The 12,526-nt window shown below is 49.7% G+C and carries 13 protein-coding genes; 8 read left to right on the forward strand and 5 right to left on the reverse strand.

Translation table 11 applies throughout. The features are described from left to right. Positions 1–9: 9 nt before the first annotated feature. From ACVXHP_RS17390 to ACVXHP_RS17410, 5 genes are read right to left on the reverse strand one after another with little or no spacing between them, the layout of a single operon-like run. A complete protein-coding gene (locus ACVXHP_RS17390; RefSeq protein ID WP_042310418.1) occupies positions 10–747 on the reverse strand; it encodes a flagellar basal body rod protein FlgF in 738 nt (245 codons plus the stop codon). A 9-nt stretch (positions 748–756) separates the two neighbouring features. Further along, complete coding sequence (gene flgE / locus ACVXHP_RS17395; RefSeq protein WP_200008019.1) at positions 757–1,959, reverse strand: flagellar hook protein FlgE; 1,203 nt, start codon at positions 1,957–1,959, stop codon at positions 757–759. Positions 1,960–1,985: 26 nt separating this feature from the next. Continuing rightward, on the reverse strand, positions 1,986–2,846 hold the full coding sequence (locus tag ACVXHP_RS17400; protein ID WP_447571903.1) for a flagellar hook capping FlgD N-terminal domain-containing protein: 861 nt from the start codon (positions 2,844–2,846) through the stop codon (positions 1,986–1,988). After that, entirely contained in the window at positions 2,846–3,277 is a 432-nt protein-coding gene (flgC, locus tag ACVXHP_RS17405; protein ID WP_006685942.1) for a flagellar basal body rod protein FlgC, read from the reverse strand. The genes ACVXHP_RS17400 and flgC overlap by 1 nt, the downstream gene beginning before the upstream one ends. Positions 3,278–3,279: 2 nt before the next feature. Continuing rightward, complete coding sequence (locus ACVXHP_RS17410) at positions 3,280–3,627, reverse strand: flagellar basal body protein (protein ID WP_137360640.1); 348 nt, start codon at positions 3,625–3,627, stop codon at positions 3,280–3,282. Positions 3,628–3,709: 82 nt separating this feature from the next. Here ACVXHP_RS17410 and flgA point away from each other — a divergent pair, with 82 nt between their 5' ends. The 8 genes from flgA to ACVXHP_RS17450 all read left to right on the forward strand — a co-directional run bounded on the left by flgA (position 3,710) and on the right by ACVXHP_RS17450 (position 12,487). Continuing rightward, positions 3,710–4,477, forward strand: coding sequence for a flagellar basal body P-ring formation chaperone FlgA (gene flgA / locus ACVXHP_RS17415; protein WP_410053814.1), 768 nt, complete (start codon positions 3,710–3,712; stop codon positions 4,475–4,477). Positions 4,478–4,576: 99 nt separating this feature from the next. Further along, a complete protein-coding gene (flgM, locus tag ACVXHP_RS17420; RefSeq protein WP_200008022.1) occupies positions 4,577–4,864 on the forward strand; it encodes a flagellar biosynthesis anti-sigma factor FlgM in 288 nt (95 codons plus the stop codon). A gap of 12 nt (positions 4,865–4,876) precedes the next feature. Then, positions 4,877–5,305, forward strand: a complete 429-nt coding sequence (gene flgN / locus ACVXHP_RS17425; protein WP_200008024.1) for a flagellar protein FlgN — start codon at positions 4,877–4,879, stop codon at positions 5,303–5,305. A 134-nt stretch (positions 5,306–5,439) separates the two neighbouring features. Next, positions 5,440–6,384, forward strand: coding sequence for a lysine-N-methylase (locus ACVXHP_RS17430; RefSeq protein WP_447571904.1), 945 nt, complete (start codon positions 5,440–5,442; stop codon positions 6,382–6,384). Positions 6,385–6,440: 56 nt separating this feature from the next. Continuing rightward, a complete protein-coding gene (locus ACVXHP_RS17435; RefSeq protein ID WP_447571905.1) occupies positions 6,441–9,002 on the forward strand; it encodes a glycosyltransferase in 2,562 nt (853 codons plus the stop codon). Between the two features lie 31 nt (positions 9,003–9,033). After that, positions 9,034–10,110: a glycosyltransferase family 2 protein gene (locus ACVXHP_RS17440; RefSeq protein ID WP_447571906.1), complete on the forward strand. Its 1,077-nt coding sequence runs from the start codon at positions 9,034–9,036 to the stop codon at positions 10,108–10,110. Then, a complete protein-coding gene (locus tag ACVXHP_RS17445) occupies positions 10,107–11,222 on the forward strand; it encodes a DegT/DnrJ/EryC1/StrS family aminotransferase (RefSeq protein WP_316128479.1) in 1,116 nt (371 codons plus the stop codon). Before ACVXHP_RS17440 ends, ACVXHP_RS17445 begins: the two co-directional genes overlap by 4 nt. Further along, positions 11,219–12,487 carry an ATP-grasp domain-containing protein gene (locus tag ACVXHP_RS17450; protein WP_447571907.1) on the forward strand — a complete coding sequence of 423 codons (1,269 nt, stop codon included), beginning with the start codon at positions 11,219–11,221 and terminating at the stop codon, positions 12,485–12,487. Before ACVXHP_RS17445 ends, ACVXHP_RS17450 begins: the two co-directional genes overlap by 4 nt. The last annotated feature ends 39 nt before the right edge of the window (positions 12,488–12,526 follow it).

The raw sequence follows: 12,526 nt of genomic DNA on the forward strand, positions 1-12,526 counted from the left end.
GACTACGACTCAGGAGCCGCGTAGCAGCCTGTTGCCTGAGTCGCTGAGATCTTCAGCCGTTTTCATCATCTTGATTTGCGCTTCGAACTGACGATTCATCGCGATAGATGACATCATTTCACTCACCGCAGACACGTTACTGCCTTCCAGAAAGCCGCCGCTCACTTTGATGTTCTCATCGCGCTGTGCCGGTACGCCGTCCGCCGTCACCAGCATCCCCTCGCTATTTTTCGCCAGGTTAGCGACCGGAATATCCACCAGCTTCAGGCGATCGATATCCATCGTGGCTGTGACATCACCATCGTCAGGGGTGACCGAGAGCGTGCCGTCGCTGCCGAAAGAGGCAATCGCGTTTGGCGGTAAAATAATCGGGCCGTTATCCCCGAGCACCACGTTACCATCGATGGTCAGTTGCCCCTGATCGTCCTGCTGAATGTTGCCGTTACGGGTGTACACCTCGTTTCCCGCTTTATCCTGCACGGCGATATAGCCGGATCCCTGAATAGCAACATCGAGCGGGCGTTCGGTTTTTTCCGCCACGCCGGTACTGTCATTGACGCCGCTGGGACTCTCCTTCGCCATAAAACGCGTATCGAAGCCACCGCCTTTTACTTTGTCATTGCTCGCCATTGCCATATCCGCGCGAAAACCATTGGTGTTGACGTTGGCAAGGTTATTGGCGCTAATTTGCTGCTCCAGCAGCGTCTGGGTGGCGCCGCTCAGTGCGGTATAAATCAACCGATCCATTTCTTAGCCTTACATCGCCTGGAAGAGAGCCTGATCCAACTGCGTACTGGTCGAAATCACCTTGGTGTTCGCCTGGTAATTACGCTGGGCGGTCATGAGATTGACCAGTTCGTTCGTAATATCCACGTTGGAGCTTTCAAGCATGCCGGAGGAGAGCGTGCCGCAAGAGCCGGAGCCAGGCGTGCCAATCAGCGGCGTGCCGGATTCGCCGGTCTGTACCCAGGCGGTGCCGCTTACCGCTTCCAGTCCGTTCTCGTCCGGGAAGGTCGCAAGCACGACCTGCCCCTGCAGCATGCGTTCACCGTTGCTGTAGGTGGCGTAAACTTTACCGTCGTCATCAACCTGTACGCCGTTTTGTGTCGCGGAGGCATAACCGGTGGCGGAGTTGGTCGTCACCGAGAAATCAGAGCCGTACTGCGTACAGTCTGAGTAATCGACGGTCATTGAAATCGGCGCAGCTTCATCGGTCGTGAACGTGATGGTTTGCGGCGTTGTTGGCGATGTCAGCTTGCCGGTATTCTGATCAAAGGTCAGTGTGGTCGGGGGAACGCCGCTCTGCGCCTCACCATCAAAGGTATACTGCACTTCCCAGGTGTTATCTGCGGTTTTCGTAAAATACTGGCTAACCGAGTGCTCATTACCCAGCGAGTCATACACGGTGGTGGTGTAGCTGTCGGTGTAAGTGTCGCTGTTGTTAGGATCAAACGGCACGGTTGCGCGATCGATGGTTTCGTCACTGGCGTCAAAGTTTGCCGTGAAGGTCATGCTGTCGGTGGCCTGCGCCGGGATGTTGCCGGTTTTAATCTGGATATCAGTGACGGTACCGGTTTGCAACGTGCCGCTGTCATCAACCGGATAACCTTGCAGGTAATCACCGGACGCATTGACGATATAACCGTTTTTATCCGTCACGAAAGAGCCGGCGCGGGTATAGGAGATGTTCCCTGCGCTGTCGCACATGACGAAAAAGCCATCATCGTTAATGGCTAAATCCAGCGCATTGCCGGTGGAAACCATTGAACCGCCGGTGGAGATGCTTTGTGCGGAACCTGCCACGCTTACGCCCATCGCTTGCGTCCCGGCGTACATGGCGGAGAACTGGGTAGTCATTGATTTATAACCGACCGTCCCGGAGTTAGCGATGTTGTTACTGATGCCGTCCAGTTGTTCGTTGACGGCGTTTAGCCCCGTCGCTGCAATTTCATAACTCATTGTTTCTTCCTGTAATGTAAACTAAATCAGAGCACTGTATTGCTGTCGGCGTTATCGCTGCCGTCGTCAGTTTCTGGCGGCGTGGTGTCATCAGTGCTGTCCGGTACGCCAAACTGGGTGATCATGGTGAATGGCACTTCACCCACGCCGTCAACGTTGAGCACCGGCGTACTGCCATCGAGCGGAATACGCACATCTTCCACCTTGCCCGTTACCTCAATCGGCACTTCCTCTTCCCCGGTATTGGTCACCACGGATACGCTGTAATCGCCCGGCGGGATGCCGTAATCCGCAGGATTAATATCGAAGTCCACCTGGCCGGGTCCAACGGAGGTTTGACCTTCCGGGATCAGCGAGACGGTGTAGTCATCACCGGCTTCATCGGTAAAATGCAGATCCACATCGGTACAGCTGTCATCCAGCGTGACGCGCCCCTGGATCTCCTTGCTGTTATCTTCGATATCCAGCGAGGTGGTTTGCACCATGATGTCGTCGCCGACCATATTCCCCAGCGCCATCACCTGAATGTTGCTCATCAGTACGGCGTTGGTGTTGGCCTGGACGCTCATCTCTTCCATCATGGCGACCTGCGCCATTGAGGAGAGCTGATCGATATAGGCCGTGGGATCGGTGGGATCGGTCGGGTCCTGGTTTTCAATTTCCGCGACAAACAATGTCAGGAAGGTATCCACTCCTGAGCTTTCCGTTGAGGTCGTTGTCGTCGGCGTACTGCTGGTATCCGTGGTTGACGACGTCGTAGAAGAACTGCTGTCTCCCACAGTAGTGCTTTGCGCCGTGGCGCCGACGTTATTTTCAGCAACGGCCGTCGTCTTCTCCTGAGAAGAAGCCAGCGCCTGAGATTGGGCATACAGAGCCAGGGTATTCATTACACTTCTCCCAGTTTGAGTAAGCTTTGCTGCATACTTTTGACGTTATTCAGCACATCAACGTCGGTTTCAAAATCACGTGACGCGGACATCATGTCAGCCATTTGCTCGACCACGTTGACGTCCGGGTACCAGACAAAACCGTTCTGGTCCGCCATTGGGTGGTGCGGTTCATAACGTTTCACCGCCCCGCCGCTTTGCATGACGTCCTGCACCTGTACGCTGGCGCCATCAATGGCGTGACGGTTATGCCCACCTATCAGGCTATTGTTGTAAACCGCGGCAAAAACCGGGCTGCGCGCCTTATAGGCCTGCGCCTCGCTGCTGGCAGGAGATTCCGCATTCGCCATGTTGCTGGCGACGGTATTCAGACGGATGGTTTGCGCCGTCATCGCCGAGCCGGAAATCTGGTAAATATCAGTAAACGACATGGTTATTTTCCTTCGATGGCCTCTTTGATACCGCTAAGCTGCAGGTTCAAAAAGGTCAGACTGCTTTGATAATCCATACTATTTTGTGAAAACCGGGCCTGCTCGGTATTCAGCTCTACGGTATTGCCATCCTCTGAAGGCTGCATCGGCACACGGTATTTCACGTCAACCTCGGGCGGAACATTTGTACGACTTGCCCGTTGCATCTCAGCGGCAAAATCAATATCTTTGGCTTTGAAATTTGGTGTATCGACGTTTGCCAGATTCGCAGTCAGTAGCTCGGTCCTCTCAAGACGTAACTTCACTGCCTGCGGATGTACACCCAATGCCTGCTGAAAACTGATTCCCATTTCTTGCATCACTCCTGCGTAGATATCGCTGTTATTAGCAATATGTATGCCAACTTTTAAGTGATTGATGAGAAATGACTTTATGAAAAGACCCCCTCACAGAAGGAAGCCCTCTTTCCGCTTTGCCGTGGAAATGATGCTGGCTATATGCTGTGGCTTACCCGTACATGCCGCCGTCCATCCCATTCAGCACAGCGCCCGGGAACAGATCAACGCGCGGGTTCTCAATGCCGCCAGTCATGAAATTGACGCGCTGGCGCGCAAACAGCAGTGGCAGGACTATCGCTACACGTTCAATATCTATATCCCCTCAGCCGTGAGTACCAGCGCGCTATGCGCATCGGCGCCACAGATCACCTCCAGTACCTCCCCGGAGATGGCCTTGTCACGCATGAACTTTGTGGTGACCTGCCCAGGCAGCGCAGGCTGGAAATATAACGTTGCAGTGCGCCCCGACGTGTCGGTGCCGGTAGTGATGCCAAAGTCGTTGATTGCCCGAGATACGGTGATTACGGCCGACGACCTGCAGCTTAAAAAATTCAATATCAGCAACCAGCGGGAAGGGTTGATGACAAATATGGATGAAGCCATTGGTCTCACCAGCAAGCGCGCCCTGCAACCGGGTAAACCGATCACCCGTAGCGAGCTGGTTCAGCCCGTATTGGTTAAACGCGACCAGCCGGTAATGATTGTCTCCCATACGGCCGGGATTACCGCCTCGATGCCGGGTGTGGCGTTGAAAAATGGTCGTAAAGGGGATGTGATAAAAATTCGCAACAGCAGCAGCCAGCGGATCATTAGCGGTATGGTGGACGATACCGGCGTGGTCACCACGCTGACGGCGGAATAGTGCGGGGATTTTTTGTGATGGGATTAAAGTTTTCCTCTATTGCCGTCGCTTTTAGCCAATAACAGATAACCAACCCAACGAAATGTGTACGAGGTTGCTATGAAAATTACCCCAACCCTGCCAGGCAATCGCCCTGCATCGACAACCGAACAGGCGCGTGCAGACAAGAGCAGCGTGCAGACGAGCGCGTCCAGTGCCACATCGCTTTCCGCCGATGACATTACTCAGGCGGGATTGCAAACGGCGCAGCAAACGCTGAACAGTGATGCGCAAAGTGACGTTGATTACGACAAAGTGGCGCAAATGCAGGCCATGCTGGCCTCAGGCGATTTGCAGGTTGATACCGATCAATTGGCTGGGGACATGCTCAGCTTTTTCCAGAAATAAGAGGCGACAACAGTGAGCACCAGGCTACAGCAGGTGAAAACTCTGCTTCAGGGCATCCGTGAGGACGGGGCGCGGTATGACGCGCTCAGACACCAGTTGGAACAACAACGTCTGTGTATGATCCGTCGCGACAGCGACGAGCTACTGGCCGTCAATGAACTTATTCAACAGCATTATGAGCAGTTGCAAAACAGCAGCCAACAGCGCCGCTCGATCCTGCAACTGCTGGGCGTAAGCGTCAATCGCGCAGGAATGGAACAGGTCTTTAGCTGGCTGCCGGGCGTGCAGAAAAGTGCCGCAGAGGGCTGGTGGCAAAGCCTTGAGCAAAAAGCGACCCGCTGCAAGATGTACAACGAAAAAAATGGCGATCTGCTGATCCGTCAGTATGAATTTATTCAGGCTTTTTTAGGCACTGAGCCAGATTTTATTTACCAACGCTAAAACTTCCTTCCTGACGCGGAAACCGACTTTCCGCGCCTCACATAACCACTTGATATAATTACAATTAAAATTCAGGCATGGATATTGCACTGTTAGAGCCAGATTTTGAATATTGGGATTACTGAGAACACATTATGAGTATGATTGATTGTTATGAGCCTGACTTTGTCCGGTTGTTTTTATCCCACCACCCGGATTCCGCTTTACTGGTCAACATGCGCTGGAAAACGGAAGTTCGCCAAAGTCTGGTCTTAACCGATCCAGTCAGCTGTCAGGCTGCATTAGGCGATCCCAATGCCTTTGTCCTGCATACGTCAAAATGTGCAGCAGACCTGGACAGCCCAGCGTTATCCCCACGCGATCAGGTCTTGAATCAATCCGCTCTGAATACCATCACCCTTCCAGGTTTGTCGCCGGAACTGCGCCTGTATGCGCTGGGCATCATGCTCTCTTTTTGTGAAAAATGCCCAGCCAGTAGCGATGCCACGCTGGAAAAGCTGGCCTCGCTGCCACAAGTGTTGGCTGACCATGCACAAAGTGGAAAACTGCAGGAGCAATTCGCACAACTGCCCAGCCTCCCCCAGTTGCAGCGGGAAATGATCACCCAAATGGGCAACTGTGATTTCAATTGGGAGCTGTTGCCGGAAAGCGCTCGTAAGCTGACCTTGCCCCTGCAGGTAAGCCTGCTGATGCTACAGGATGCGAACAGTGAAGCCTTGCTCCAGCAGCAGTTGCAGGATCAGTGGTTAATGACATGGGATCGCTATTTCGCGCAGGATGCCTGGATTTTCAGTAACTATCTTATTTATCGCCTGTATCACGATACGTTCCCGCAACACAACGATGAAAGCGCGCTCCAGCGTTTCTTCTGGCTGGTCACTGACGTCTTTATGATTCGTACACTCTTTTGCCTGTGGACAATGGACGATTCCACATTAAGCCACGACGAAATATATGCCCTTTTCGCGCTGTTTGAAGCGTGGCGCAATAGCGAGAATGCCAACTCGCTGCGCCAGCATATTCTGAACATATTGCCGGGAGACCCTCTGCTCTCGGCGTTTTCCCTGATTACACGTTAGTGCCTGTTGACCGGGTGAATGCCCGGTCTTTTTTCGAACCGCGAATACACATCACCATGCCTGAAACCTCTAAAGCTCGTTCCGCCCTGACCGGCATTGTCAAAACGCTGGAAACTGGTCGTGAAAAGCCGTTTGTCAGCGTCATTACCCCAACGTGGAACCGCGCCGCTTTCTTACCCTATTTACTGTATATGTTCCGCTACCAGGATTACCCTGCCGACCGCCGGGAGCTGGTGATCCTCGACGATTCCCCGCAAAGCCATCAGTCGATCATCGACAGGCTGACGCAGAATCACCCGGAGAAATTTAATATTCGTTATATCTATCATCCGGAAAAACTGACGCTCGGTAGAAAGCGCAATATGCTCAATGCGCTGGCGTTAGGTGAATATATTCTGTGTATGGATGACGATGACTATTATCCGGCGGATAAGATCTCTTACACCATCGATATGATGCAGCGCCACCGGGCGTTGATTTCGGGTTCCGATCAGATCCCTATCTGGTATAGCCATATCAACCGCTTATTTAAAAGCCGCAGCTTTGGCCCGCAAAACATCCTCAACGGCACCTTTTGCTACCATCGCAATTATTTGAAAAAGCACCGTTACGATGATGAATGTAACTTAGGCGAAGAAGAGGGATTCACCAATCAATTCACCGTGAATCCACTGCAATTGCCGGGCGAGCGTACCATCATCTGTATCTCGCACAGCCAGAATACATTCGATAAAGACTTTGTATTGGGAAGCAGCGAGCCACAGGAAACCTCGCTGGCACAGGCGGTTACCGACCCGATGCTGAAAAACTGGTATCAAAGCCTGCATAACGCCACGCATCATCAGCCGATCCGCTGGGATTACATTGATCAGGTGGTGATCGTGAATCTGGATTCGCGTCCGGATCGTTTAGCGCACATCCAGCAAGAGCTGACGTTTCTTAATTTCCCTGCGGAAAAAGTTACCCGGCTGGCCGCATCAGTAGCAACCAATGGCCAGATTGGCCGCCGTCAGTCCCATATGCAGGCGCTGCAACTGGCGCAGCGTAAGGGCTGGAAAAACTACCTGTTACTTGAAGATGACAGCGTGATCCTCAAGCAGGAAAAGCATATTCGGGTACTCAATTCGCTCCTGAGCGCGTTACCTAATTTCCCGTGGGAAGTGGTTATCCTCGGCGGGGAAATTAAACAAGGCAGCGAACTGAAAAGCCTGCAGGGCATGATCCATGCCCGCGACTGCAATAAGGTTTGCGCCTATCTGGTAAATAGCCGCTATTACCCGACGCTGGCTCAGCAAATGGAGCATGACCTCTCAGACACCCTCGAAGAGCAATGGCAGCCGCTGCTACGTGAAGGAAAATGGCTCTCGTGTTATCCGAGTATTTGTTATCAGCGTGCGGGATATAGCGATATCGAGAAGAAAGAAACCGATAACATCGGCTACTACTTCAATAAAATTAATAAAAAACCCGAGACCGTCAACGCGCTGGTAAGCAACTCGCTACCTTCGGCCTCCACTCAACTCGATACCATTGGCTTCTATATGGAAACGTCGCTGCATTACGCGGTGTACCGCCCCATCATTACCGCACTGCAGGCGATGGGCCATACTTGCTCGTTGTTGGTGAGTGACAAAATCCATAAATCGTTTCTGGATGAAATGACGGCAACGATTAAAACCATTAACGACCCCGCGCTGGGTGGAACACGTCTTTCTACGGTCATTGAGCAACGCCAGCATTTCAAATGCCTGGTCAGCCCTTACTACACACCGTTGCTAAACGGACTGGCGGATACCCATGTGCGTGCCATGTATGGTCTGGCGAAAGAAGAGTGGAACCATGCCTGGTGGAATGCTTTTTATCATCGCATCCTTTGCTACAGCCACTATAGCCAGCACGCGCTTGATATTGGCGGCAGTGCAAAAGTGGTCGGTAATCCCCGCTTCGATGAGTGGCACAACCACACTTTTGATAACACGTTGCCAAACAGCCTGAAGCTCAATGCGAAAAAACAAACCATTCTGTATGCCCCAACCTATGGCGCGCTAAGCTCGCTGCCCCATTGGGCGGAACAGCTTGGTCGGTTAAGCCATGAATATAATATCGTCACTAAATTGCATCATGGCACCCTTCACAGACCGGAGGAAACCGCCTCTCTGGCGCTGGCGCAGCGCTATTTAAAGAACAGACTCGACGACCCACAGCATCTGCTGGCGCTTATTGCACAAGCGGATTACATCCTGACGGACAGCAGCGGCTTTATTTTTGACGCTATTCATATGAATAAACGCGTCATTTTACTGAGCTGGCCCAACATGAATTCGTTGCTCGATGGTCAGCAAAGTTTCTCCACTCCTGACAGCGCAGATCAACGTATCCGGGACATTCTCCCGGTGGCTCAGGATATACAGGCGTTACGTAACGCACTCTCCGACGCGTTTGGCTGGGCTGCACTGGAAACGCCGTTAGCTGATATTCGCCGCCACTATTGTGATGCGTTTATGGATGGACAGGCGGGGAAACGGGCAGCTCAGGAAATCGTAAACCTCATCGATGCGCCGCCCCAACAACACAGCAATACGTTACTGATTAGCCTGCAACAAAAATTATTTAGTTGATAACACACTAATTTTCGTCAGAGATGAATCTATGCCAACGCCTTTAGTGAGTATTATCGTCACCAGTTATAACCACGATGCTTTCCTTGAAGAGGCGCTGGACAGCGTCTTTAACCAGACGTGGAAAAATATCGAAGTGATTATCGTCGATGATGCGTCTACCGATCGGTCCGTTGATATCATTAAAAAATATCAGCAGAAATATCATTGCAAAACGATCCTACGCGAAACTAACTATTATTCGCAGAAAAATAAAATTGGTGATAAACCGATCATCGAGGCAATGAATATGGCCTCGGGTAAATATATTGCTGTTGTCGACTCTGATGATCTTATCGTCCGCACCAAAATCGCCCATCAGGTTAATATTCTGGAGAAAAATCCACATTGCGTAATGTGCTATAGCGCCATTGAGGTCATCATGCCTGATGGCTCGCGTTTTCCCTACAGCGATATATTTCTTGATGGTGATGTTTTTCATCATCTGCTGGTGTCTGGCAATCTCAGCCTTTATATCGGATCGTTAATCCGCCGCGAGGCGTATCTGAAGATAGAACGCTCCGATCCTGAACTGGTACAGGAAGACTGGGATATGTTTCTGAAACTTTCCCGCCAGGGGCATTTTATTTCATCCCGACGTTTAGTCGCTTACTACCGCCGCCATGACAACAACACCTGGTACAGAAAAGATAACAGCAAATTAATGTACCGAAACCGGATGATGATCCTTAATCAGTGGAAACATGAAGATGCCTGGGTAGAGGCGATGAACAGCCGCTGGAAACAGTATGCTCATCCCGACCATATGCTGATCAAAGAAGATATTGACGAACTGTTGCTTAAACAGCCAGGTGACCCATTGCTACATTTCCAGGGTTTTATCGTGGCCATTCACCATAAAGACGTCAGCAAAGCACAATATCATATTGTACAGGCCATCATCTATTGTGATAGTCGTCTGGAAATATTACCTCAATTATATTTTGCTGCGTTAAAAAGTATTACTGACAACAAGATCAGAAGCACGCTCCTTACCAGTCTGAAAACCAGGCTACCAGAACACTATCAACAGATTAGTGAAAAATTTCCTCAGGATCTTCCGCAATGAAACAAGCCGATCATAACCTTATCACGGTCACCAAACCTTTCTTGCCTCCACTCGAGGAGTTTATGCCATATCTGCAAGAGATTTGGTCAAGTAAGCAGTTAACAAATAATGGTGTCATGCATCAACTGTTAGAGGAAAGGTTGGCGTCTTATTTGAACGTACCTTATATCTCGCTGTTTTGTAATGCGACTATCGCGTTAATTGCCGCAATGCAAACGCTACGCATTAAAGGCGAAGTCATTACCACCCCGTATTCTTTTGTTGCCACTACTCATAGCATTCTCTGGAACCAATTAACGCCAGTATTTGTTGATATTGATCCACACAGCTTTAATATCAACCCGCACCTGATTGAATCTGCCATTACCTCCAAAACAGGGTTAATTATGCCGGTGCATGTCTACGGCCAAAGCTGTAATACCACCGAAATAGAAAAAATATCCAATAATTATGGTATTCCCGTCATTTATGATGCGGCACATGCTTTTGCTGTAGAAGATTGCGGCGGAAGTATTCTACGCCATGGCGATCTTTCGGTACTGAGCTTCCATGCCACAAAAGTGTTCAATACTTTTGAGGGTGGCGCCATCGTCAGTTACGATAAAAAAACAAAACAACGGATCGATTACCTGAAAAACTTTGGTATTGCTGACGAGTTAACCGTTGTCGCGCCAGGCATCAATGGCAAAATGAATGAAATCCAGTCGGCTTTTGGTCTCTTGCAGTTAAAGTATATTGATGAAGCAATAGCTAAGCGCCAAAAAATCGATCGCTGTTATCGAGAGCAACTCGCCAATACGCAAGGGATCTTTATTCCTGATAGTAATGCCAATCATAAGAGTAACTACAGTTACTTCCCGATCCTGGTGCGTCCCGACTATAAAATGTCGCGAGATGCGTTATACGATTATCTCAAAAAATATAACATTTTAACGCGTCGTTATTTTTACCCATTGCTGTCGAATCTTAACATGTACAAAAACATGTCTGGCGCCAATAAAGAGACGCTGCCCGTGGCGAACCAAATCGCCGAACAGGTGCTGTGTCTGCCAATTTATCCTGATATGACCCCCGAAGAACTCAGCACCATTATTGAGCTCATAACAGCATGATCAATGTCCTTATCTTCCCTGCAGGGACCGAAATTGGTAGAGAAATTTACCTGTCTCTTCGATACGAAAAAAACGTTAATCTGGTTTTAGCCGGTGCGGATTACGATAGCCATGCCCGACATTACACCAGTGAGTACCATATCGTACCTGACGTTACGCATTGCAATTGGTTACCCACATTGCAGGCATTAGTGCTGCAAGAAAACATTAATTATATTTTCCCGGCACATGATGAAGCCCTTCTTGCCTTGTCTGAAAACCGGGACGCGCTGTCCGCCACGGTACTCTGCCCATCGCAGGAAACCTGCCAGATTACGCGCTTTAAAAGTAAAACATACCAGGCCCTCAAACATTCAATTCCCACCCCGCAGATCTTTAACGACGTTGCTGGGATCGAGCAATGGCCCGTTTTTGTTAAACCGGATCGCGGTCAGGGTGCACAGGGAGCTGCGCGTGTTGATACCCCAGCAATGCTGGCATCATTACAGACAGAAAGAGATGATCTGATTGTGTGCGAATATTTAAGCGGGGAAGAGTTTACCGTTGATTGTTTTTCCGATCGCGCTCAGGGATTACTGTTTTGCCAACCTCGCATACGCTCACGTATACGTGCCGGTATTGCAATGACCTCAACGTTAGTGAATCTGCCGGAAGTGGACGCTTATGCTCGCGCTATTTCGCAGAAATTACAGCTCTACGGTGCATGGTTTTTTCAGTTGAAGCGTTCTGCCTCGGGTACTTTGACATTACTGGAAGTTGCGCCGCGTATTGCAGGCACAATGGCGCTTAATAGAGTTGCCGGTATTAACTTTGCAATGCTGACTCTTTATGAAAGCATGCGGGTCAATATTAATATACTCCCAACAACAAATAACATCCAAATAACCAGAAGTTTATCAAACAGATATCAACACAAAATTAAGTTCAAACACGTCTATATAGATTACGATGACACTATTGTTAAGAACGGAAAATTATGCTTGCTGGTAATCACATTTCTATATCAATGCATAAATAATGGAATAAAACTACACTTAGTCACGCGTCATGCTGGAAACATACATTCCTCCTTGAGGAAAATGCGTCTTGACAATGTTTTTGATAGCATTACGCATTTGGGTCAGAAGGATAAAAAAAGTATCTATATTACAGAAAGTGAAGCTATTTTCATTGATGATAGCTTCCGCGAAAGGCTTGATGTGTTTAGTCACACACAAATACCTACATTTGATATCAATCAACTTGAGATGCTTATAGATAGTTAAAAAAAACCGCCATTGATGGAATTCAATGGCGGCTTAATG

It is taken from the genome of Citrobacter freundii complex sp. 2025EL-00176 (assembly GCF_053309355.1).